Source organism: Paenibacillus sp. PAMC21692 (assembly GCF_014303795.1).
Classification (GTDB): Bacteria; Bacillota; Bacilli; order Paenibacillales; family Paenibacillaceae; genus Pristimantibacillus; species Pristimantibacillus agaridevorans.
This window is the reverse complement of the sequence record NZ_CP060293.1, coordinates 8,449,435-8,473,095: the sequence shown is the minus strand read 5'-3', so window position 1 is coordinate 8,473,095 and position 23,661 is coordinate 8,449,435. Positions and strand designations below refer to the sequence as shown.

The following is a 23,661-nucleotide window of genomic DNA, read 5'->3' as shown; positions in this document are numbered from 1 at the left end:
CTTCTTTAATCTTTTTCACTTTGATTGTCATCCTCTATCATACCATTTACCCTATGACAAAATTATGAAAGACAGCCTTAATGCAGTATAATCGAAGTATGCTATGGCGAAGGAGTATCTTTACCGATTATGGACGTGATAGGGCAGCCATCTACCATTACTATCATTTTTTCGGCGATGCTGATATGCATCCTGTTTATGTATGCCATCGTTTATCGCCGTGAACGCGGCGTTCGTTTTTTTGTTTGGGTGCTGGGGTGCCGAGTGGTTTATGCCGGAGGCGTTATTCTGGAAATAAGCTCCGCCGATCTGGCCTCCAAGATTGTTTTCAGAAATTTGGAGCAAACGGCGCTTGTGTTTATGGTCCCCCTGATGGTTCTTTTTGTGCTGGATCTGGTCGGCATGGACAAGTGGCTGCGCTGGAAGTGGCTCCTTATTGCTTTATTTGCCTGCTGGCCGTTCGTCATATGGACCGATTCCTATTGGCATGTGATCAACAGCACGCAAGAATTGGTTAACGGACATTTGGTCACGACCAAAACTCCTTATTCCCTTGCGTTTAACCTATTGTGCTATGCGATTATAGCGGGTTGTATATTCGCATTGGTGCGCTATATGCTTGGCGCCCGTCCCGAAATACGCAAATCGGGCATGTGGCTTCTCCTGTTCGGGAGTATTCCGTTATTGGTAGAAATCCTGAAGCTCGTTAGGCCGAACCTGTTGCCGTGGCTACTTCCCGTTTCCGTTTATAGCGGGATTTGCGGCATCGTCATGTTCTGGATTATTATGCGATACAAGCTTTTTTCGAGTGTTCCGATGGCCAGAAATATCGTGGTCGAAACGATGCATGAGGGAATGCTTATTATCAATACAAACGGCAACGTTATCGATAGCAATAGATTCGCCTCCGAACTGGTCATAGGGAAGACGGACCGTCCCGTACTGGGTCGTCATATGGGGGAAGTATTGGCGGCTTGGCCGGACTGGCTGTCCGCTTGCTCGCGCATGGAAGAAAGACGCATTGAAATCAGCAGCCCTGCGGATTTCGAGCCAAAATCGTATATCGTGAATGTTTACCCATTCTTTTCCCATCGGAAGCGCAAGCTGGGAACGATCTCCATCATCATCGACATTACGGAGAAGCAGCAGGCACTGGAGCAAGTCGCCCGCCTTAACCAGATGAAGGACCAGCTTTTGACGGCCGTATCTCACGACATTCGCGATCCGTTGGCCTTACAGGTCAATCTGGTGGAATTACTGGATACAAACAAACAAAACTTGCATCCAGCGGAATCCGAGATTATTCGTACATTAAGCGAACAAGTTCGCAACACGTATGCGATGGTCGAAAATCTTCTGGAGTGGTTTCGCGGTCAGAAGGAGGGAATCTTCCTTCAACCTGAATCGCTAATAATACACGAGGTCGTCGAGGAAGCATGTCGGCTGCTTGTGCCGAACTGCGAGGCCAAACAATTGCTACTGCGCGTCGACGTGAATGAGGACATGCGGGTCAGCGCCGATCGCGAAGCGCTTGTTCTGGTCATCCGCAACCTGCTGTCCAACGCGATTAAATTTTCCAAGCCGGGTGGAGTTATTTCCGTAAGCGCAACATCCTTCGGGGGCAAGACGGAAATCTCGGTGCAAGATGACGGCGTAGGGATGAACGAGGAGCAAATTCGTCAACTCTTCGATGAAACCCGGTTCTCCTCCACCAAAGGAACCGCCGGCGAAAAGGGAACGGGGATGGGTTTGCTCGTAAGCCAGCATTTTCTGCGAATGAGCGGCGGCCAGCTTAAGGTGCACAGTAAACCAGGCGTTGGAAGCAAATTTACAATTGTTCTCGAGGATGGGGATTTGCGATGAGAGTTATTGTCATAGATGACGAGAAGGCCATGCATCTCGTGATGAATGGAATGTTATCCCGGATTCATGACGTGGAAGTGGCCGGCTGCTATCAGCACCCTGCGGATGCCATGGAACAAATCCGGAACGAGGTCATTGATCTTGTATTTATCGACATCAACCTCGGCCAGGATAACGGCCTGGAGGTTGCCCGCGGACTGCGTTCCGCGCATCGCGAGCTGGACATCGTATTCGTAACCTCGCATAAGGAGTACGCTATCGATTCGTTCGACAGTTACCCTCTGGATTATATGATCAAGCCGGTTTCCCAGTCCCGTCTGGAACAGACGATTGCCCGGGCGGCAGCGAGAATCGGGGAAAAGTCCTCCGTTGCCGATGTCCCTGTCAGCAAACTGACGGTGCGAGCCCTGGGAGGATTCGAGGTCAAGAACGAGCAGGGCGAACCTGTAAAATGGATCTCCAGGAAAAGCATGGAACTGTTTGCTTATCTCCTGATGCATAGAGGCAGTCCTGTTTCCAAAAGCCGCATCATCGAGTACATATACCCGGACATGCCAATAAAAAATGCCGCAATCTATATCAACACGACTGTCTATCAACTTCGCAAATCTTTGCATGCGTCCGGGCATAAACACATTATTGCCAACTCGCTTGAACAATACTGGTTGCTCCTTGACCCGATCGAAGCGGACTTCGTGATGTTCGAAGATCAAGTGTCCCGATTTGGCACGCTGAGTGCCGGGAATATTGAAGCGGCATTAGCATGCGAACGTTTGTATACCGGAGAGTTATTCGATGAGCGTTCCTACGCATGGGCAACTACCGAGCAAATCCGTTTGCACGAATTATACATACGTTTTGCTAAACAGATCGGCCGATGGCTGCTTCAGCACCAAGAAAGCGAGCAAGCAGCCCGCCTCATCAAAAAACTCGTGTCCCGAAGCGAATGGGATGAGGAAACGCACCTGCTGCTGCTTGAAGCCTATGGGAAGCTAGGCGACTCAGCAGCGCTTGCTCGGCACTATGAACACGTAAAGGATCTGTACCAGAAAGAATTATCCATCCCTACACCTAGTGAATTCATGAAGTTGTATGAACACTATCGAGAGATTATATGAGGGCGAAATGAAGAAGCATTGTGCAGAAAGGGTTGCTAGAATACATGAACAGACAGCAATTGCAAGCCAAGGTGAAGCAGCTTGTTCATTCAATGATTCACGAGAAGCAGGAAGCTAGTCCGATTGAGCTTTTTATCCGTATGGATAAGCTAAATCCAAAACTTGTACAAGAATGGCGAGCCGGGAAGGTGCCTTATCTGGAGCGATTGATGCAGGGCAGCTTGTCGCAATTAAGTTTTATTATGAGCGTTTATCGTAAGACGGCAAGTGAAATGGGGCTTCAGGCAGTCATAAGAAACTATACACGGTGGGGAAAAGGGCCGAAGAAGCCCTTGCGATTCTCCAAGTCGGGAGAAGTTTCGATAGAGAGAGGCTACTCCACGCATTATGTTAAAAAGAAACCGGCGGTTACGACAACAGATTTATCGGAACTTGAGCAGGAAGGCTCTAATTGAAGTAATCAGACAGACTAATTGAGCTCATGTTAAGCTGCTGCACGATCGAAGCGGATCATTACGGGAATATCGTAGACTACGCCGTCATTCATGATGAACCGAAACCCAAAAAGAAGTCCGGTTAATATCCAATCCGGCATGTGATGAGTTCCCTGAGGAACTCCTGAAGAGATTTATTGAGGTCGTTGATTCATTGTGCGCAAAACTGGAAATGAAGCCGCAATCCATCATCGCCAACCTGTTAACGGAAATGTGGGCCCTTATATGGATCGTTTGGCATGATTTTGAAATCTAATGGAACTCTGCGACGTTATTCGTGAGAAATCCAGGCAAAACGCGGACTTTTGCCCATCATAAGGGCTGTCAGTTCCATTAGATTTGCAAAGTGCCGCTTTTTGCTGAAATAACGCCTTGCAGTTCCGTTACAGTTGATCCCGTTCATTTCTTACCGGACTCTTGCCCGCAATTTCACCTTTGCATAATGAAGAGACAGCCTCTTATTTTGCGCTATTTGTGATACGTTTCTCCGTACTGTCTGTTTCTTCACTGACAAGATGATTTAAGCATGATGCTGCGGAACAAGGATGTCTTTTCACCTGAAGAAGTTGAATTTGCTATTTTGGAGCCTGATGGTCAACTCAGCGTGTTGAAAAAGGAAGAACTGCTGCCTGCAACAAAAAAAGATATAAAAGCAACTGTTACGACTATTCATAGCATACCGACTGAGCTTATCGTTGATGGTAAAATCGTAGAAAAAAATAAATAGACCAGGTAGCTTTGTTCAACTATCGTTTTCCGTAAGCGTATTAGAGTCTGTCTGATCGATTATGGTTGCCAAACTTCCCATACGTTACCGTCAGGATCGGCGAACGTTATGTTTGGTCCGCTTGCCACCCGTTCTCCTAAAATATTTACTCCGTTTTCCCTGAAACGGTTATATAACTCCTCGATTCGCGGTGTAATAAAACAGGCTATTGCATGGGGTTTTCCGCTGTCCAATGACCAGGAAAACCGTAATCTACCGCCTTCCTCGTCCGATTTGTGAAGGAACAATGCGGGTACAACTTGCCTTAAACCTGGTAAGGGAAGATTTCCGTTCCGATCGGGAAAATTCATAACCGCCGTCACCATCCCAGGCTCAACAAGCTCGTTGTTAGAAGGTTGGTACCCTAAATTCTTTTGGTACCATTTAATAGACTCGTAAACATCATTTACTGGTACGTAAATACAAGTCATACCGGTAATGCCCTTTAGCATTTGTTCCTCTTTGTTTTCCTCAAGTTCCGACATACTCATTTCCTCCCTCGGTAAGTATTGTGAACCGACAACACGGCCGTCTCTGCGATGTCTTCGCTCGCTGGTATCCCTAAACTCAGCTTACCAAATTTTATCAGGAATTGACTGTTTTTTTATCAAAAATATTAGCCAGTTTCGCCAATAGCCCTGCATGACAGTATCGACACTTGTGGCGACAAGAAAGAATAGGATCGTGACCGGTTTATTACCTGTACAGGCCGCTTTTTGCTATGTGGGCGTGCTCAGAATTAACATCATATCAATAGGGAAGAAGGTTCTGGAAATTGGTCATTTTCTCCTAATTAACTATATCAAAAGTCCCTGAAATATGAGAGAATATAAAATGAAATTTGAAAAAATGGTATTTATTTCTTTCGTTCATTCACTCTATTTTGCGGGAGGCAACCTTGTTGAAGCGTTCGAAGATCAGAGGTAAAAAAGCATTGCGCACTATAATTTCCCTGCAATTAATAATCGGTTTATGCGTCGGGCAGTTGGCCGCGGCTAACGAATTGTCATTCGCGCAGTCAATTAACGAGAACGGCGATCAGCTTCAGACAAACATCAAGGGAGAGCTGTCTGCTCCTCTGGTGAACGATCAATCCGTTCTGCAATACCTGTCTTCGAATAAAAGATCGATAGGCGTCTCCGATCCGGCGAAAGAGTTGACTATGAAACAAAAGTCGATAGATTCCGAGGGACGGACGCATTACTTGTATCAGCTTCAAGTAGACGGGGTGCCCGTGTACGGCAAATACATCAGGATTCATCTGAACAAGTCCAAAAGAGTGACGGAAATCCGCAATGAGCTGGCGGAAGCACCGATTCCGGAAATACCCAAAACCTTGAATCCGAAGCTTTCATCCGAGGATGCGATTGCCTCGCTGCAAGCGCATTTGGAAAACGCGCTTGGCTTTGAATTCCAGTTGGATGATTCCATCGACGGCCGACCGCTGGCGAATTCGCCTGAGTCAACCCTGATGATCTATCCGTTTCAAGGCAAAAGCTACCTGGTGTACGAAACCGAGCTGAGCTTTGTCGCTCCCAAGGCCGGTCATTGGATCGCTTAAGTTGACGCGTTCAGCGGAGAGATCATCGACAGCTACGATCGAATGGCCGGAATTACAGTGCCGGCTTTGATAACGGGAGTAGATGAGAACAATACGGAAAAACAGTTAAATGTCGTGTTGGACGATCATGACGACACAATCACGGACAACGATATTTACATACTGGAAGATCGGTCCCGTGAGATGTACGAAGAGGAGACGGGGGCGATCGTCACATTCGACGCGGGCGATTGGGGACCTCCGGTGACAACGCCGGAATCGGACGTTGCTTTTATCGATCCGGATGAAGTGAATGCCCACTTCTATAGCGGGGTCGTTTACGAATATTTCCTGCAGAAACATAATCGGAACAGCATAGACGGGCGAGGCATGGACATCCTCTCACTTGTGCATTACATGGAAGATTCGGATGACGACGGAGTTCCGGAAGCTTATGATAATGCATTATGGAACGGGGCCATGATGATCTATGGGGACGGCAGCTGCTACACTTGCGCGCTGGATGTCATCGGTCACGAGTTCGTACACGGAATTACGCAATATACGTCCGATCTGGAATATCGCCATCAATCGGGAGCGTTAAATGAATCGTTCTCGGATATTTTCGGCGCGTTGATTCAGATGGACTTCGAGAATTCTTCGAACGACTGGATCATCGGGGAGGATACGGGGGCTCCTGTCCGCGATATGGCGAACCCCGGGCATTTCCAGCAGCCGGCCTCGATGAACGACTTTGAATACCTTAGCCGATCGTACGACGAAGGCGGCGTCCACATTAATAGCGGTATCCCGAATCGTGCAGCTTATTTAACCACAACGGGCATCGATTCGATCGGACTAAACGGCAAAGAAATATTGGGTCAATTAAGTTATGATGTGCTGACGAACCGCCTGATGCCGACTTCGAACTTCGAGGATGCGCGCGACGCGTTCGTATCGGCGGCAGAAGATTATGCCTCTGTTCATGCAGGCACGCAAGGCATTGTTCAAAAGGTGAAAGATGCCTGGGGTGCAGTCGGCCTGCCCTACGGTACGAAGCATGATATTACATCCGTGCAGGGAGAGGGAGCCTCGTCGGTCTGGATTGACACGAATTCGAACGAAGTTTACGTCAACGCTTCCTCGCCGGACGCGTTCTCGCCGGTCATCCAAGTATCCCCGGGAGCTGTGCTAACATTCGTGGAGTCGGAATTCACCAATGGATTCCGTCAGCTTCATTACATCGTTTCTTCCGGCGGGACAAACGTGGAGTGGTATATATTCGTTTATAATCATGCTCCTTATTTGACCTACGAGTGGGACTATCCCGGCCGTAACTTTTACGAAGTTGACGTGGATATCGGGCAGATTGGGGGAGGCGTCTCAATCACGCTCCACAATGATACGTTCGTGGGAGAGCAAGGAGAAGATTTCTTACGTACAGGCAAGGCAGTCGTGTCTCCGGTACCGGAAGGTTTAAGGCCGCAATCCATGCTCGTGGGCAATAAGCTGCGGCTGTTTTTTTACGGAGAGGTTGTACATAGCGCCAATCGCAATGATGTGAACGACTTCTCGATTCGTTTCCTCGATAGCGCATTCTTAAACAGTTATGAGTATCAGATTGCGAATTATTACAAAAACGATATGGTCATTGATATGAAATCGGCATTGCGGATGACGGACATCACCGAGACGACGGCTTCCTTTGAGTGGCCGGCTCTGAGCGATGCAACCGGATTCCAGCTCTTCCAAACAACGGATCATAATGAATCATTCTGGGTTCCGTCGGCGGTCGTCTCTCCGCTTGATGGGACCAGCACAAACGCCTCCATTACAGGTTTGTCGCCGAATACATTCTATAAATTCCAGCTTGTCACCATCGGCGGAATGGATGCGGGAGAATCCATAGCACTGCCCACATATACCTTGTCTTCGGAGACGCATGCGCCAACTCTTGTCAGACCGATTGCCGACAAGACCGCGATTGCTGGCGGGGGGGATATCGTCGTGCAGATGGCCGGTACATTTGCCGACCAGGATGCGAACGATAGATTTGTATACGAAGTTTATTCGCTGGATACGAAGCTTGCCACAGTCTCGCACGTGGATGATCAGCTTACCGTCAAACCGTTGCAAGCCGGCAGGGTGGAAATTCTGGTGAACGCGCATGACGGATGGGGACATTACGTACAGGACCGCTTCTACGTGACGATAGCCCCGCCGCTTAATCAGGCCCCGATCATTGCGAAGGGAGTGGCAGGGCAGATCTCCTACTTGGGAGCCAACCTTAGTGTACCTCTCGCGAATGCGTTCAAGGATCCGGATGGGGATGTTTTGATCTACTCGGCACAATCGGATGCACCGGGAATAGCTAAAGCAAGCGTTAACGGAAGCACGTTAATGATTAATCCCGTGTCTGTAGGCACCGCAGTCGTGACATTAACGGCGAACGACGGGCGAGGCCACCAAACGGATATAAGCTTCGCGGTGACGGTTAGACCCGAGAATCAGGCTGCGAAAGTCGACAATCCTATCCCGAATCAAACAGCGACGAGTGTGGATCAGGAAATGGTTATTCCATTATCCAAAGTATTCATCGATCCGGACGGAGATCCGCTGAGGTTCTCTGCGAGCTCGAACGCCAGGGAGGTAGCCGCGGTCAAGGTCGCAGGCCAGACGTTGACGGTGAAGATGTTGGCAGGCGGAACGGCCTCCATCCGTGTAACCGCGAACGATGGCAATCGTCATTCGGTCAGCCACATCTTCCTAGTCACCACGCAAGAGACGTCGAACCGAAGGCCGGTCGTAACGAACCCGATTGCGGACAGGTCGGCAACGATTGGCGGATCATCAATCAGCATACAGGCCGCATCCGTATTTTCGGATCCGGATGCAGGCGACACGCTGACCTATTCCGTTAGCTCAAGCGTGCCGAGCGTAGCGTCCGCGATCACGAACGGAAGTCTGATCGTCGTCAACCCGTTGGTCGCGGGAACGTCGACTGTGACCGTGACCGCAACGGACAGCTCCGGCAGTTCCGTGTCGGATGCTTTCGTCATTACAGTAAGCATGCCGCCTGGTCCTGGCAACGGCGGAGGCAGTGGAGGTGGTGGAGGCGGTGGAGGAAGCAATCCTCCCGGCGGCAATCCCGGCGGAGGCCCAGGTGGCGGAGGATCTGGAGGCGGTGCTGGCGGAGGTGGAGGCGCCGGCGGCGGCGGCGGCGCAGGTGCAGGCGCAGGCGTGCCGGTGGAAGAAACGGATCTCATAATCGACGACGAGGGCGTTCATCTGAAGTTTAATGAGGATAATATAAAGACGTCGACAACTGCAGATGGAACGAAGAACACGACGATAACGGTAGAAGCAACGGAGTTGGAGCAGGCTTTTAAAGCGATAACAGGTGAAAGCTCCAAGAGGGTTGTTCTGAAGGCGAGCGGCACGGACGGTACGACGAGCTTTCAGCTGCCTGCCGGACCTTTAAACACAATTTCTAACAAGGACAAGGACGGCGTTATTTCTTTCCGAACAGAGCAAGCGAGCTTAGATCTGCCGCTTAATGCTCTCGACTACGCGAGTCTAGTGCGGCAAACCGGCCAAAGCATCGATAAAGTTACGATCACCGTGTCTATATCCGCCCCTTCCAAAGCCGAGGAGGAAGTCATAAGGGCACAGGGGAAAACGCAGGGATTAACATTTGTAAGCATCGTCGATTATAGCGTAACCGCGGAAGCGGGAGGCAAGACGGTTCATGTGACCAACTTCGGCAGGACCTATGTAACCAGGACGATCGTTGTTTCCGAAGCGGGCGGCAACCAGCGGCTGCTTGGCGTTATTATCGATCCGAAGACCGGCGAAGCGCAGTTTATACCTGCCACGCTTAGAGTAGAGGACGGAGTAACTACGATAGTGATAGCCGCACCTCATGCCAGCGTATACGGAGTCGTGCAAGCTAAGAAGACGACATTCGCGGATATTCAGAATCATGAGGCGCAAGAAGAGATCGAGACGCTCGCGTCCGCGCTGTTGATCAAGGGAACGAGCGCATCCACCTTCTCGCCGGACAGATCCATTACTCGAGCGGAGTTTGCCGCACTGCTGACCAGAGCGTTAGGGCTGGAGGCCAAAGGCGGCGTATCGCGATTTAACGACGTTAAGGAAACATTGTGGTTTGCTCCTTCCGTCAATGCAGCCGTACAGGCCGGCATTATCAACGGCAAGAGCAGCACACTCTTTGATCCGAACGCTACAATTAAGCGCGAAGAGATGGTCGTCATGATTGCCAGAGCTGTTGCGTTCGCCGATGGAGAAATAAACGTGGACGGTTCGAAAGAAATTCCATTCGCGGACGGCAAACAAATATCCGGATGGGCGAAGCCGGCAATCCTTCAGGGCGTGGAAGCTGGTTTATTGGAGGCGGCCCAATCCGAGAACTTCAGACCGCAGCAGAACGCGACTCGTGCCGAGGCTGCAGTTATTTTGAACAGAATGTTGAATTACCTATCGTTTATCGATTGATAGGCATAGGAAAAGAAATATAATCCGGATGTGATGACCCGAACGTTCTGATTCTGGGAGAGGCCCATGCAATTGCGCATGGGCCTGCTCGATTGTAGTAGCCTGTTTGTGGCTTAATCACAACCTTTTCCATTTCATAGGAAGGATTAGGAAATCCTGTGTCGAAAAAGTATATAACTAATTCAAAAGTCACACGGGAGGCTTAGTGTAATGGTTCAGAGTACTCAGATTAAGGTGATGTCGTTAACTGAAGCATATAAGGATATACTTCAGGTTGTGAAAAGAACTGCGAGTTCTGAGATTAAGAATAGGGAATTCGCTATACTAGCTGAGGTTAGTCATATAAATTCAAAAGTATATGGTGGTTGCCAGTATATAAGATCGGTTGGGGACGACGATTCGGAGTTGCAGCTAGTCGTACCAGTTGAGATAGCCACCACATTAGAGGTTAAACATTTCTATGAATTCAGCGGTTCCTTTGAGGTATCTTCTTCACCTAATTTCGGTTTTTTTCAATTTAGAGTATCGCATGCTGTTTTACAGGGCGCTAATATGAAGCTTGAGGCCAAGAAACAAGTAGCGAACGAAATTATTGAAAAGGGTTACCTGGACAAATACAAAGATGATTTTAGTCGTTTGCGCGGTAAAGAGAAATGCAAAGTAGCTTTGGTTACATCACAACAATCACAGGTGATTAGAGACGTTCAGGAAGTTTTTAAGCAGCACCGAGGAATTGCTTGCGAACTGATTCCAGTAAAGCTAAATGATAGCAGTGTAATTGCAGAAGGAATTGTTTCTGCGGCTGGAGGAGGGTATGACGTCATCATGATAGTTCGTGGTGGAGGGAATGAGAACGATTTTAATGTGTTTAACGAATCTAATGTTGTCAAAGCCATATATGATTCTCAAATTCCTGTTATTGTTGGCATCGGTCACACGGATAACAACACATTCGCGGATAAAGCGGCTGATCGCTCGGAGACAACGCCATCCAAAGCTGCACGGTATCTTGTAGATATGTTAGGAGCTCCTGCTTCGATAAACCATAGACCTTCCGATCAGAGAAGGAGATATGCTAATCGGTCTTATAGTCCGCCGCAGAATCAGGTCCAAACATTCAAAAAGTCTCAAGCTGGTTCGATGGTAATTCTCACTGCAATTATCGCTATGTTAATAATATTCGTGGGAATCGCAGTCTTTGTATACGTCCCAAAACTATTCGAAACTATTCTAACGAGCCTGTAGGAGGAAATTATGGCTAGAACATATAAATCTGAGGGAAACCAGATTGCTTACCTATTAAGAGGTCTCTTTATTCTTGGAGGACTAGCTCTTTATTTCAACATACCAGGGCTGCATTGGGGATTTTTCTTTGGAATTTTGTTGGGGTCCGTTATTCTGTCTGAAATCGTTGGTCTTATTTGGATTAGAAAGAGACGCGCTGCTAAAACGATACGAAAGTCTCAGTCGAAGACACAAAGGGCAAGCTCGGTAGCTCATCGGACTTCCAAACAGATAAGGACAGATGAAGTGATTTTGGCTACGAAGTTGGAGGATCTCTCCGGCGCCGAGTTTGAAAGGTTACTGGCCATGTATTTCATCGATCAAGGCTATGCAGTAAAGGAAGTCGGCGTTGGAGGCAATGATGGTGGAGTAGACTTGGTCATCACGGATCGACGCGGTGAGAAGACGGCTGTTCAAGCTAAATGTTATTCTGAGCGAAATAAGGTACCCGTACAGACAGTACGTGAGTTGGTAGCGGCAAAACGCAACCATGACTGCATCCTTTCTCTACTTGTGACAACGTCTGATCTGACTTCTCCTGCAAAAGACGAAGCAGATAAATTTAAAGTCGACTATTGGCATGGTGCTATTGTTGAGCAGAAGCTGAAGACTTGGGGGAAATGGCAACCAGGTAAGAAAATAGCTGTTCAATCGAAGCCCACAACGGCTAAGAGAGAGGTAGCGTCAGCAAGAAAAGAGATAGCTGCTGCATCTGCTATTACCTGTTCATGCGGCGCCCCAATGGTAAGACGCAAGAGCAAGCAAGGCGCGGAGTTCATGGGTTGCTCAAAGTATCCTTCTTGCAGACAAACTAGACCGATATAATTCATACAGGAAGAGGTGATCCAGATGCCAACTTACAATAAACTCGTTCGAGATCGTATTCCGCAAATCATCGAGGAGACGGGCAAGACATGCCGGACTCGTATACTGAACGACGAGGAGTATCTACAAGAACTAAATACGAAGCTGATGGAAGAAGTGAACGAATATCTAGGCGCCAAAAATCCCAATGAAGCTTTGGAGGAACTGGCAGACGTTCTTGAGGTGATTAGAGCTCTGACTGCCGCACACGGATACAGCGTGGAGGAAGGAGAGGAGCTTCGCAGGCAAAAGGCCAAAAAACGAGGCGGCTTCCGGGAGCGGGTGCATCTGATCGATGTCGACGACGAAGCTTAACGTCAGGCTGATTACGAAAAACCTAGGCGATGAATTAATCGCTAATATGCAGCATGCCGCCGGCATTTATATTATGACTTCTTTCATTATGCAGTCGGGAGTACGTTTACTGGCACCTCATCTGAAGAGCGCGATTGAACGTGGAGCAGAAGTGAAGGTGCTGGCGGGAGACTACCTGTTCGTAACGCAACCGGAAGGTCTTCGGCTATTGTGCGGCATTGACGAACGGTTAGAAGCCAGGTTGTGGCGAAGCATGGGGACATCCTTTCATCCGAAAGCTTATCTATTCGATTATGAGCTTGGCGAAGGCTTGCTCATCGTGGGCTCTTCTAATTTTTCCATGTCGGCGATGAAGATGGGCATGGAGTGGAATCTGGCGATGAACGCCAAGGCGGAGCCTTACACCTTCCAAGTCGCGCTAGATAAGTTCATGCAGAACTTCTATCATGAATCGACCATGCCGCTGAACGAGCATTCCATCACAAGCTATGAAGAGGAATATCTGTTCCGTCATCGCGAGAGTCCCGAGTTAACGAAACTCGTCGAGCGAATGGAGGAAGAGGATTATCGATCGGATGAAATCGGCGAGGCAATGGAACGGGAAACAGCAAACTCGGAGGTTGCCATTACCCCAAGATTCGCGCAGCTAGAGGCGTTAGAGGGCCTGGATCGAACCTTGGAGGAGGGTTACGGGAAGGCTATGGTAGTAATGGCCACCGGACTTGGTAAAACCTATCTTGCCGGATTTCTCGCGAAGCGATTCAAACGTGTATTATTTGTCGCGCATCGGGAGGAAATTTTGCATCAAGCCAAGGCCTCATTTTCGCGTATTTTGCCGGATAGGAGCTTTGGGTTTTATAACGGTGTCCATAAGGAAGCAGATGCTGATTGTATATTTGCATCGATTTACACATTAGGGATGAGAAGGCGCCGGGAAAGCTTTAGGGCGGATGCTTTCGATCTCATTGTCGTGGATGAATTTCATCATGCGGCGGCCGTATCTTATCGTTCGGTTATGGACTATTTTGTGCCGAAGTTTACGCTCGGCATTACTGCCACGCCAGACCGAATGGATGGCAAGGATGTATACGCGTTATGCGATGGCAACGTGGCTTATCAAATTCATTTCCTGGAAGCGATTAGAAGAGGTTGGCTATCGCCGTTTCGCTACTTTGGAGTCTACGATAGTACGGACTATTCGCAGGTTCGTTGGTTAGGTTCTCACTATGACGAGGAGCAACTGGCAGCGTTACAATTGCGAGATTCTATGGCTTACCGCATCTACGAAGCATGGGAGGAGCATAAGCTCACGCGCACAATTGCCTTCTGTTCATCCATCCGACAGGCAGATTACCTGGCTGATTATTTTCAGGAACGGGGAGTTTCGACCGTCAGCTTGCATTCGGGGACCGTTGGAATGACGAGAAGCGAAGCGATTGACGGCCTGTCGAAGGGCAGGCTGCATATCATTTTCACTGTGGATTTGTTTAATGAAGGCGTAGATATCCCAAGCGTCGACACGTTATTATTCGTTAGACCGACGGAGTCTCTGACGGTGTTCACGCAGCAAGTAGGACGCGGGCTTCGACTATCGGATAACAAAAGCCATTGTCATATTATTGATTTGATCGGTAATTATCGCAATGCCGACTTGAAAAAGCGACTATTCGAAGAGAAGTTCGAGACGTCGAGTTCTGGCAAGGTGGCAGTAACGGCGGCCCTCCCTGGCGAATGCGAGCTGAAGCTGGATATACAAGTCATAGACCTGTTGGCGGAGATCAGCCGCAAGAAGCTTCCGCGAAGAGAGTATCTGTTGGGAACCTACCGACAATTAAAGCATGAGCTTGGCCGGACTCCGACTTATTTGGAGCTTCATCTGCATGGTCGTGCCAATAGCCGTGAATATGCTAGCGAATTCGGTAGTTACATCGGCTTTTTGCATTGGGCTAACGAATTGACGGAGCGCGAGCAAGGATTATTTCAGCAATATGAGGCTTGGCTCAAGGATGTTGAGAAGACCGCGATGGCCAAGAGCTACAAGATGGTTGTGTTGCTTGCCATGCTTGAGCGTGGGGCGAGGGAGTGGATGAAGGTAATTACGCCATCCGAGGCGGCTCCATTCTTCCATCAATACTTGACTGGCAAAGAATATCGGAAGCGAATCGACTTCTCGGATCAAAAGGCTAAGCGACTGTGGAGCTATAACGAGGCAGGGGTAAGCGATCTTATTGCGGAGATGCCCATGTCCAAATGGTCTGGCGCTCGGGGAAGCATGACGTCTTTCGAGAATGGCTTATTTGCTTTGATGATCGAGCCGCCTACTCGTCCAGAGGATACGGAGACTCTATATCAGTGGACGAAGGATATTTGTTTGTATCGGTTGCATTATCATTTTGAGCGGCGGGGGGGTTAAAGGTCCATATTGATCATTCATCTGGAAAAATATTATCTATGATATGGTTCTATGTAACGGTGATAATGTCGATTTTTAATTGAACCAAATAAGGGGCTGTCTATCAAAGTCACATTATACCTTGTTTTACTATTTACATATTTGTAAAATTTGATATATTATTAAAGGTAAAAATCCAACTAAAGGGTGAATATTATTGTTGAAAAAGTTACTTGTTCAAGGTTTTTACGAGTCAGATAATCCAATTGATATAGATTTTTCTGCGGGACTCACTATATTAACAGGAGATAATGGGGCAGGCAAAACAACTCTATTGAATTTGATCTTTAATATTCTACAGGGTGACTTTGAAACAATTGTTAAATCAATATTTAAGAATATCATATTGGAACTAGATGTAAAAAATTTTGATAAGAAAAATAAATCTCAGCTAGTTTATAAAATTCAAGTCCAAAAAAAAGCAATAGATACTCTGTTTGTTAGTTATTTTCTTAATAGCGGCGACAAATACACCATAAAAATCAGTAAAGGGAACTGGTTTTTTGACTATACCTATGAGCTTCTTCAACCGAAATTACAACAGGATTCAGACAAAGAAGATAAGAACCCTTTTAATATGGAAGTAATTACAAGTCTAACGGAGCTAATAGTTAAATACAAAAAACTGGGTTTTATCCGAATTTTAAAAGATAATGTCATCTATTTCCCTACATATCGAAGAATTGATAGTGATATATTACAGTTAATAGAGCAAAATTACCCAATCAAAGAAGATGTCGATTTATCTGAAATTAATAAGACTCTTAGCAATTTTCCAAATGATCGCCGTGTTGTAGGGGTTACAGACAATGATATAGATCATTTATATAAATCCTATTCAGACACATGCAGAAAGTTAAATTCAGAGGGTTTAGATAAGGTGCTAAAGACCTTCATTGAAGAAATGATAAAAAGCACGTATGAAAAAAAAGAGAGCACACAAGCGAATGGTTCTCTCTACGAAAAAGCACCTGCTCAATTAATTGATTTATCACGACAATTGGGGATTTCAGAAATTAAGGAAAATGAAATTCGACAGTATTTTGAAAAACAACGAAAGTTAGTAGAGATATCTAAAAGGTTAAAGTTTACTTTTGATTTTTCTACAAATTCGGAAATAGACGTGGATGATAAAGATACAGTTTTAAATAGTCTATTCTCAATTGGAGAAAATAATAAATTGGTTTTGAGACTCATAAATCTCTACGATAACCATATGAAAAAAGTAAATAAACAACTTGAACCGTATGAGTATTTGAAGAATAATTTGTATAAATTCTTCAAGAATAAAATAAACCTTACATTTGATAATTATAATTTAAAACTATCTAGACAATTTAAAGAGTTATCTACTGGAGAAAAGCAGCTAATCACATTGCTATCCTATGTGGCTTTGTCACAGAATAATGGACTTTATAAGCCAGTAATTATCATTGATGAACCTGAACTATCTTTACATATTTCATGGCAAATTAAATTACTTAATACATTAAAAAGTCTATCAGAGGCAAATATTTTACTGGCGACACATTCTCCATATATCGCCAATAGCGATTATGAAGATTACATTTGGCAATTAGGTGATATTGATGAATATTAGAAGAGGAAGTGCACTTAAAGAAAGTGCAAAGGCAGTTGTGACTGAGACCATATTTACGAAAAGCTTTTTTGGTAAGGATAAACTTCTTTTACTTGAAGGGCCAGATGACGTTGAAGTTATTAATAGTTACTACTTGTATAAGGGAAAAGAAGTGAAAAAAACTTTCAGGTTGTTAAAGGCAAATGATGAAGAAATTGATGGGAGTAGTAAAGTTGCAGGCAAGAGAAATGCAATCAAATTATTTGAACGGCTAGAACAAGAAAAACGCAATGTTATTTGCTTACTAGATAGGGATTATGACTTTTTTTTAAGGGAAAAGCATTCGAATCCCCGAGTAATGTATTATGACTACTATGAACTAGAGAATTATCTATTTGAAGATACTTTACTAAGAATAATTATTAAAAATGCATGTAATTATTCCCAGTTAGAAGTTTACGAGGAAATTCTTCATTGTTTACATAAAATTGAAGAATATTGTAAACCTTTTATTCAGTTATGCATTTTACGGGAAATAAATTACAGAAGTCCTGTGCTCTCTGAAGTGCAACTTGAAAAGGTCCTTAAAATCCTACGTGAAAAACCATCTTCCATGATGAGGATGCAACATTTAGGTATTGAGAATGCGCTTGAAAGGATTTCGGGTTATATTGATCAACAATTAAGTCAAGTAGGATTAGACACTACATCTGTAGAAAAAATTATAGTAGGTTACGATAATGAATTAAGTAGTATACTTTCATCAACAGAACCTTTATATCTTTTTAAATATGCAATAAAAGGAAAAATTATATCTAATTCGTTATCAGAGTTTATTAAATATATTCTAGAAGAGAATCCACATCTAAAGAAAGAAAAGCCTAAAGGCGACCTTTCGAATATCACTGGAAGATTAAAAGTAGAATGGATACCAGGTATATCGCAAGAATTCTCATATCTTTTGCAAAAAATTGAACAAGAGTTTTCTGGATAATTTAGGAGTGTTCCCTACTCATTCACTGCGTACTTCCGAGGAAGCCGAGTAAAGTCGGCAGAGGGAAGGCAGTGACATATCACCGATCTTGCTAGGGACACATTTTCTACGCACAGGAGTAGGTCAAAAGTGCAAAAAAAACTAGCCAGAATAGCAGAGATTGCAAAAGAAAAGCCAAAAGAGTAATTCACATGGCTTTATCATCTCTTGAATGAGGAACTGCTGACGCAATGCCATCAACTGGATGGCAACAAAGCAACCAGTGCCGATCAAGTCACGAAGGCATCATATGAGAGAAATCAGGAATCAAATATCAAGAGCCTGGTGAAACGGCTACAGAGGAAAAGTTACCGGCCGCAACCCGTAAGAAAAACTTATTTACCCAAAGATGAAAAGTGCAAAAGACCGCTCGGCATTCCTTCTTATGAAGAAAAATCGTGCAATTGGGACTGAATAAGATTTTACAGGCCATCTACGAACAGGATTTTCTTGACCTATCCTATGGTTTTCGACCGAAACGAAGTTGTCATGACGCCCTGAAAGCATTAAATCGCATCATTGAGTATGGGAAAACCAGCTATATCGTGGATGCCGACATCCGTAGCTTATTCACGAATGTCAACCACACATAGCTCAAGAAATTTCTTGGAGAGAGAATAGCATACTCTAATATTCAAAGGCTAATCTGGCGTTTTCTGAAAGCCGGGGTCATGGAACAAGGCACGTGGGAACCGACAGAATTCGGCGGGCATTACCGCTTTACGGGATAACCGACAATAGCCGAGCACTGTCGGTATACAAATTTCAGATTACCAAAGCGCTATTTAAATGGGTGAACCGCAGAAGCCAGAGACGAAGCTTTACGTATGACAAATTTGATCTCTTTCTGAAACGTAACTCTTTACCTGAGCCCAAACTCGCCTGCCAAGAACTCCATGATCCATTCGCATATCTGCTCATCACTGATGGGCTTGCCGTCCTTTTTATAAGATAAACCAGTTTCAGGGCGACCGCCCCTGTGTACTGTCTCTTGACGGGGCTGTCCTTACTCACATGTGCATAATACGTGGAGCATTCCACCTCCTGCACACGCAGCACAAAACGGATGTTATGACCCAAAACGATAAACTTCTGGGCAATCTCTATTTTATCCGCAAGTGCGGGTTCGTTTTTTTAGCAGGTCTAGAAGTTCTCTCTCTCCAAGGTTTGCTCTGCATAGAACTTCTTGAGCTTCTCATTCTCTTTCGCAAGCTCCGCGTAGTCTTCTGCGATCGGCACAAATTTCGCTTGCTTGATGCTGCTCCCGTCCAATTGATCCAGATCCTTACGGTTGTTCAGTTCTCTGGCACAACGGGGTACCATCTTCGGATCAAGCTCTTGTTGCCTTGCTACTGCGGTCATATTGCCAATCTTCTTACCCTTGGCAATTACCATCTTCTTGAAATTAAGATCATACTGTGTCTTCTTCATCTCGTTCCCCTCCGCCTCCATATTAATGTATTGAAGTAAGGGGGGGGGACTGTCCAAGTTCATTAGGGGGCTGAGTAGCAATGTAATCAGTCTGGTCAAAATGGAAACGAACGTTTTCTCGTCCAAGGCCAAAACTATCATAAAATGAGTTATACACTGCGGCGTCACTTGTTGTGAGCACAAAACTAGGTATTCTCCGCAGCATTCAGAACGAACTGGTACTAGGCATTCCGGTTCACTTCGTGTTAGTACGTCATCGTTTGAAAAAACGAATGGCTTGATTTTTTGACAACCGACCTTTCCCTTTCAGTGGGAGAGGTAATTCGTATTTACGTGATCCGTTGGACATTGAAGTCTTTGATACATTCTACTCGCTTCACAGCATCGGCGACACTCGCTCCTTCGGCGACTTGTTTTATTTGCTCTGCGACGAAGTCGGGACAATGGATTGGGCAGTTGCCATAAAACGCTTTCTATGAATTACATCGAGAACAGCCACATCGGGAATATGGATTATTTTTACACTTCGAGAGAAGAACCTAAGCCACGAGAGAAATGGGCGCAGGTATCTGGGGAGCCTCGATGAATATAAGCTAAAAAAGTAAGAGGAGTAACCTTAGAAGTTGCTCTTTTTCTATATGCAGCAATTCCAAAAGAACTAGGAGGCGTACCTCTACTCATGAAAGAAGGCCTATACGAACAAGTCATCAACGGTTTGACATCGGAGCAACTGCTTCGGCTAAATGCCTCTGAGTTCGTTATTGGAAAGGAGAAGCTGGACAGCGAAGAAGCTCGGAAAATGTTATCCAGCTACATCGGGCTTGTCACTCGCAGAGCGCTCAAGCTGGTGAGGGAACAGGCAGGGACACAGGACGAAGAGGCAATATTGGCACAGGTGCGGACATGCAATGATGTTATCGCGTCTTTGAAGGAAAGTCTCGGAGCAGAGGAAGCCGAAGCGCTGAAGCTGGACGAGCAGGGAGAAGTGCTGACGCATATTTACTCCAGGATGAATCACATTCGTGCATTCAAAGACGAGAAGGTGATTCGGCCAGCGACGCCGCTGTCCCAAAGTTCATTATTTACCGGCGCGCATGCGGAGCCGAACATGCTTCACGAGTTAAAACAGGAAATTTTGACGTCGGACCGTATCGACTGGATCGTGTCCTTCATCAAGTGGAGCGGGCTTCGTTGTTTAATGGAGCAACTGGAGCAGTTCACGACAAGAGGCGGAAAGCTACGCGTCATTACAACAACGTATATGGAAGCTACTGACTACAAAGCAATTCAGGAGCTCAGCAAACTGCCGAATACAGAAATCAAAATTTCATACGACACCGATCGTACTCGGCTGCATGCTAAAGCCTACGTTTTTAAGAGGGATACCGGCTTTACGACGGCATACGTCGGTTCGTCCAATTTGTCCAATCCGGCGCTTACCAGCGGACTGGAATGGAATTTGAAGGTGACGGAGAAGGATTCCTACGACGTGCTAAACAAGATTGATGCCACATTCGCAAGCTATTGGAACGATCGGGCGTTCAAGCTCTTCGACCCAACCGATGAAACTGACGAGGAGATGCTGTTGCTAGCGCTGCGCAAGGGAAAGTCGGCCAAGGATGAGGAGGGACTTTCATTTCCGTTCGAGATCCATCCTTACGACTACCAAAAGGAGATCCTGGAGAAATTAGAGGCACAGCGAACGTTGCATGGACGGACACGCAATTTGGTTGTGGCGGCGACTGGCGTCGGAAAGACGGTCGTATCGGCGTTCGACTTCAAAAAATTTGCACAAAATCACCCAAATGCGAAGCTGCTGTTCGTTGCGCATCGCGAAGAAATTCTGAAGCAAAGCCGAGATGCGTTTCGCTATATCTTAAAGGATTTGAACTTTGGCGAACTTCAAGTTGGCAATCATCAAGCTCAGAGCCTGGATCGTCTGTTTATTAGTATTCAGAGTTTGAATTCGATGCAACTTACGGAGCGAACGACACCGGACTATTACGATTACATCGTAGTTGACGAATTTCACCATGCGGCTGCGCCGTCCTACCAAAAATTGCTGGGCCATTATCGTCCTCGTATTTTGCTGGGTTTAACGGCGACGCCCGAACGCATGGATGGCAAGGACGTGTTTGGTTATTTTGACAACCGCATCGCGGCCGAAATTCGGCTTACGGATGCAATCGATCGGAAGTTATTGAGTCCTTTCCATTATTTTGGGGTGACGGATGCGGTTGATTTGACGCAAGTGCGTTGGTCGAGACGCGGATACGATTTAAACGAGTTAGAAAATTTGTATACGCATAATAAGATTCGTGCCGTACAAATTCTAAACAGCCTGCGCAAGTACTCGACGGACATGGACGCTCTCAAAGGGCTGGGATTCTGTGTTGGCATTGATCACGCACGGTATATGGCAACCGTCTTTTGCGAGGCCGGCATACCAAGCATATCCCTATACAGCGGATCTAGCGATACGGAGAGACAATCAGCCAAGAGGAAGCTGGAGCAAGGCGAGATACGCATGATTTTCGTCGTTGATTTGTACAATGAAGGCGTTGATATTCCCGCTGTAAATACGATATTGTTTCTCCGCCCGACGGAAAGCTTGACCGTATTCCTTCAACAGCTTGGACGTGGACTCCGCTTGCATGAGGGCAAGGAATGCCTCACCGTACTGGATTTTATAGGACAGGCCCATCAGGAATACAATTTTCAGGAGAAATTCCGTGCTTTGCTTGGAAGGACGAAACATTCCGTTCAACATTATGTGGAGAATGGGTTTTCAAGTTTGCCGCGAGGCAGCTTTATTCAGCTCGAAAAGCAGGCTAAACATTACATATTGCGCAATCTTAAGAGTATGTCCGTAAACCGAAGAAGCCTTGTGAATCGACTCAAATACTTCGAGGCAGATACGGGTTTACCCGTGACGCTAGAAAATTTCGTTGTTCATTATGGGCTAACCTTACAGGATTTCTATGGCGGAAGAACGGGGCGGAGAAGCTTCCAACGTCTATTGGTGGAAGCGGGATTAAAGGAGCCGTATCTCTGGGAAGCAGGCGAATATTTGACGAAGCGTATCCCGGCGTTATTACAGCTCAATGAACCTAGACTACTGCGTTTTCTAATCGATTACTTGGCAACAAGCCGGCTAGCGCAGTCCGAAGAAGAGCAGCTCATGCTTACTATGTTTTATTATACTTTTTACAGGACGGAGCCCCAAAAGCAGGGGTATGCGGGAGTTCGGGATGCGCTTCTACAAATCTTTTCATGCGTTCCATTCCGAGAAGAAGTAATGGCAATCCTGCACTATAATCTTTCCAATATCGATTTTGTCAACAAACCGCACGGCTTGTCTTACGCTCTACCGCTTTATGTGCATTGCCGTTATACGCTGGACCAGGTGATGGCTGCTTTCGGCTATTGGAATGATGAAGCGGCTCCTAGCTTCCGCGAAGGGGTCAAATATTTTGAGAGCAAGTCAACCGACATTTTCCTTATCACTCTAAACAAGTCGGACAAGGACTTCTCCCCATCGACGCAATATGAGGATTACGCCATTAATGAGACGTTGTTCCATTGGCAGACGCAGAGTCGTACATCAGAAGAGTCGAAGACGGCACAGCGGTATATTCATCACAGGGAACGTGCGTCTCGCATCCTGTTATTCGTTCGGGAATACAAGGAAGAGGGCGGGTTTACAAGTCCGTTCACTTTCCTGGGAGAAGCGGAATACGTGAGTCATGAAGGCAACAAGCCAATCAGTTTCGTCTGGCGGCTGAAGGAAGAGCTGCCTCCGTCTATGGTACCGGCGGCCAAGAAGGCGATTGTATAGCAATATGCAGCAGGTTAAAGGATGCCTTTAATGTAGGCGTCCTATTTCCATTCATCCTCAAATTATCAGGAGCCTCAAGACAGAGGCCTCATTATCCGCTACAATCTGGTACACTAGCGATAGAGAAGAATGACTAAGGAGAGTGCTAACGAATGACAATCGCTCGAACACCTGAACCGCCGTATTACGCCGTTGTGTTCACCTCGCAGATGTCGGATGGGGATAACAAAGGGTATGGAGCCATGGGGGACAAGATGGTGGAGCTGGCATCTCAGCAGGAGGGGTTCCTTGGCGTGGAAAGCGCTCGAGGCGGCGACGGCTTTGGGATCACTGTCTCTTATTGGGCGACGCTTGAAGCCATTGAAGCTTGGAAAAACCACTCTCTGCATCAAGTCGCTCAGGACAAGGGCAAGGCGGAGTGGTACCAACAATTCGGCTTGCGAGTGGCAAAGGTGGAGCGGGACAACTTTATGGGTTGACTAATGTCGAAGGAGTGCCCGTGCCGGTCGTTATCAAATATTGCGAATCATGTATAATAGTTTTAGATTGAAAACGCGGGGGAGGATGAC

The 23,661-nt window shown here is 46.4% G+C and carries 17 protein-coding genes; 15 read left to right on the top strand and 2 right to left on the bottom strand.

Annotation, left to right across the window (positions count from 1 at the left end; all coding sequences use genetic code 11):
- Positions 1 to 129 precede the first annotated feature (129 nt).
- The 4 genes from H7F31_RS33525 to H7F31_RS33510 all read left to right on the top strand — a co-directional run bounded on the left by H7F31_RS33525 (position 130) and on the right by H7F31_RS33510 (position 4,202).
- Positions 130 to 1,863 (top strand): sensor histidine kinase, encoded by a 1,734-nt coding sequence (locus H7F31_RS33525; protein WP_187102399.1) that lies wholly within the window; start codon positions 130 to 132, stop codon positions 1,861 to 1,863.
- On the top strand, positions 1,860 to 2,981 hold the full coding sequence (locus H7F31_RS33520) for a response regulator (RefSeq protein ID WP_187102398.1): 1,122 nt from the start codon (positions 1,860 to 1,862) through the stop codon (positions 2,979 to 2,981). The genes H7F31_RS33525 and H7F31_RS33520 overlap by 4 nt, the downstream gene beginning before the upstream one ends.
- A gap of 44 nt (positions 2,982 to 3,025) precedes the next feature.
- Positions 3,026 to 3,436 (top strand): hypothetical protein, encoded by a 411-nt coding sequence (locus H7F31_RS33515; protein ID WP_187102397.1) that lies wholly within the window; start codon positions 3,026 to 3,028, stop codon positions 3,434 to 3,436.
- Positions 3,437 to 4,001: 565 nt separating this feature from the next.
- Positions 4,002 to 4,202, top strand: a complete 201-nt coding sequence (locus H7F31_RS33510; protein ID WP_261800238.1) for a DUF421 domain-containing protein — start codon at positions 4,002 to 4,004, stop codon at positions 4,200 to 4,202.
- A 59-nt stretch (positions 4,203 to 4,261) separates the two neighbouring features.
- Here H7F31_RS33510 and H7F31_RS33505 read toward each other — a convergent pair whose 3' ends face one another.
- Positions 4,262 to 4,726: a VOC family protein gene (locus H7F31_RS33505; protein WP_187102396.1), complete on the bottom strand. Its 465-nt coding sequence runs from the start codon at positions 4,724 to 4,726 to the stop codon at positions 4,262 to 4,264.
- 416 nt (positions 4,727 to 5,142) lie between these two features.
- On the opposite strand from H7F31_RS33505, the gene H7F31_RS33500 reads away from it, so the two are divergent.
- The 9 genes from H7F31_RS33500 to H7F31_RS34445 all read left to right on the top strand — a co-directional run bounded on the left by H7F31_RS33500 (position 5,143) and on the right by H7F31_RS34445 (position 18,416).
- Entirely contained in the window at positions 5,143 to 5,802 is a 660-nt protein-coding gene (locus tag H7F31_RS33500; RefSeq protein ID WP_187102395.1) for a hypothetical protein, read from the top strand.
- A 42-nt stretch (positions 5,803 to 5,844) separates the two neighbouring features.
- On the top strand, positions 5,845 to 10,296 hold the full coding sequence (locus H7F31_RS33495) for a M4 family metallopeptidase (RefSeq protein ID WP_187102394.1): 4,452 nt from the start codon (positions 5,845 to 5,847) through the stop codon (positions 10,294 to 10,296).
- Between the two features lie 210 nt (positions 10,297 to 10,506).
- Entirely contained in the window at positions 10,507 to 11,541 is a 1,035-nt protein-coding gene (locus H7F31_RS33490) for an exodeoxyribonuclease VII large subunit (protein ID WP_187102393.1), read from the top strand.
- A 9-nt stretch (positions 11,542 to 11,550) separates the two neighbouring features.
- The gene (locus H7F31_RS33485) at positions 11,551 to 12,405 is read left to right on the top strand and encodes a restriction endonuclease (protein ID WP_187102392.1); all 855 of its coding nucleotides are present in this window, start codon (positions 11,551 to 11,553) and stop codon (positions 12,403 to 12,405) included.
- A 24-nt stretch (positions 12,406 to 12,429) separates the two neighbouring features.
- On the top strand, positions 12,430 to 12,759 hold the full coding sequence (locus H7F31_RS33480; RefSeq protein ID WP_187102391.1) for a nucleoside triphosphate pyrophosphohydrolase: 330 nt from the start codon (positions 12,430 to 12,432) through the stop codon (positions 12,757 to 12,759).
- Positions 12,740 to 15,172, top strand: coding sequence for a DEAD/DEAH box helicase family protein (locus tag H7F31_RS33475; RefSeq protein WP_187102390.1), 2,433 nt, complete (start codon positions 12,740 to 12,742; stop codon positions 15,170 to 15,172). The genes H7F31_RS33480 and H7F31_RS33475 overlap by 20 nt, the downstream gene beginning before the upstream one ends.
- Positions 15,173 to 15,368: 196 nt before the next feature.
- Positions 15,369 to 16,811, top strand: a complete 1,443-nt coding sequence (locus H7F31_RS33470) for an AAA family ATPase (RefSeq protein ID WP_187102389.1) — start codon at positions 15,369 to 15,371, stop codon at positions 16,809 to 16,811.
- Positions 16,801 to 17,784, top strand: a complete 984-nt coding sequence (locus H7F31_RS33465; RefSeq protein ID WP_187102388.1) for a DUF4435 domain-containing protein — start codon at positions 16,801 to 16,803, stop codon at positions 17,782 to 17,784. The genes H7F31_RS33470 and H7F31_RS33465 overlap by 11 nt, the downstream gene beginning before the upstream one ends.
- Positions 17,785 to 18,221: 437 nt before the next feature.
- On the top strand, positions 18,222 to 18,416 hold the full coding sequence (locus tag H7F31_RS34445) for a reverse transcriptase domain-containing protein (protein ID WP_261800237.1): 195 nt from the start codon (positions 18,222 to 18,224) through the stop codon (positions 18,414 to 18,416).
- 550 nt (positions 18,417 to 18,966) lie between these two features.
- On the opposite strand, the gene H7F31_RS33455 is transcribed toward H7F31_RS34445, so the two are convergent.
- Complete coding sequence (locus tag H7F31_RS33455) at positions 18,967 to 19,254, bottom strand: hypothetical protein (RefSeq protein ID WP_187102387.1); 288 nt, start codon at positions 19,252 to 19,254, stop codon at positions 18,967 to 18,969.
- Positions 19,255 to 19,933: 679 nt separating this feature from the next.
- Here H7F31_RS33455 and H7F31_RS33450 point away from each other — a divergent pair.
- Both H7F31_RS33450 and H7F31_RS33445 read left to right on the top strand, forming a co-directional pair.
- A complete protein-coding gene (locus H7F31_RS33450) occupies positions 19,934 to 23,092 on the top strand; it encodes a DEAD/DEAH box helicase (protein WP_187102386.1) in 3,159 nt (1,052 codons plus the stop codon).
- Between the two features lie 152 nt (positions 23,093 to 23,244).
- Positions 23,245 to 23,571: an antibiotic biosynthesis monooxygenase family protein gene (locus tag H7F31_RS33445; RefSeq protein ID WP_187102385.1), complete on the top strand. Its 327-nt coding sequence runs from the start codon at positions 23,245 to 23,247 to the stop codon at positions 23,569 to 23,571.
- Positions 23,572 to 23,661: the final 90 nt, after the last annotated feature.

Coding starts and splice junctions, on each gene's coding strand:
- H7F31_RS33520 (WP_187102398.1), top strand. CDS start 1,860: ATGAGAGTTATTGTCATAGATGACGAGAAGGCCATGCATCTCGTGATG.
- H7F31_RS33445 (WP_187102385.1), top strand. CDS start 23,245: ATGACAATCGCTCGAACACCTGAACCGCCGTATTACGCCGTTGTGTTC.
- H7F31_RS33480 (WP_187102391.1), top strand. CDS start 12,430: ATGCCAACTTACAATAAACTCGTTCGAGATCGTATTCCGCAAATCATC.
- H7F31_RS33515 (WP_187102397.1), top strand. CDS start 3,026: ATGAACAGACAGCAATTGCAAGCCAAGGTGAAGCAGCTTGTTCATTCA.
- H7F31_RS33455 (WP_187102387.1), bottom strand. CDS start 19,254: ATGAAGAAGACACAGTATGATCTTAATTTCAAGAAGATGGTAATTGCC.
- H7F31_RS33485 (WP_187102392.1), top strand. CDS start 11,551: ATGGCTAGAACATATAAATCTGAGGGAAACCAGATTGCTTACCTATTA.
- H7F31_RS33495 (WP_187102394.1), top strand. CDS start 5,845: ATGGCCGGAATTACAGTGCCGGCTTTGATAACGGGAGTAGATGAGAAC.
- H7F31_RS33475 (WP_187102390.1), top strand. CDS start 12,740: ATGTCGACGACGAAGCTTAACGTCAGGCTGATTACGAAAAACCTAGGC.
- H7F31_RS33525 (WP_187102399.1), top strand. CDS start 130: ATGGACGTGATAGGGCAGCCATCTACCATTACTATCATTTTTTCGGCG.
- H7F31_RS33450 (WP_187102386.1), top strand. CDS start 19,934: ATGAAAGAAGGCCTATACGAACAAGTCATCAACGGTTTGACATCGGAG.
- H7F31_RS33490 (WP_187102393.1), top strand. CDS start 10,507: ATGGTTCAGAGTACTCAGATTAAGGTGATGTCGTTAACTGAAGCATAT.
- H7F31_RS33505 (WP_187102396.1), bottom strand. CDS start 4,726: ATGTCGGAACTTGAGGAAAACAAAGAGGAACAAATGCTAAAGGGCATT.
- H7F31_RS33510 (WP_261800238.1), top strand. CDS start 4,002: ATGATGCTGCGGAACAAGGATGTCTTTTCACCTGAAGAAGTTGAATTT.
- H7F31_RS33465 (WP_187102388.1), top strand. CDS start 16,801: ATGAATATTAGAAGAGGAAGTGCACTTAAAGAAAGTGCAAAGGCAGTT.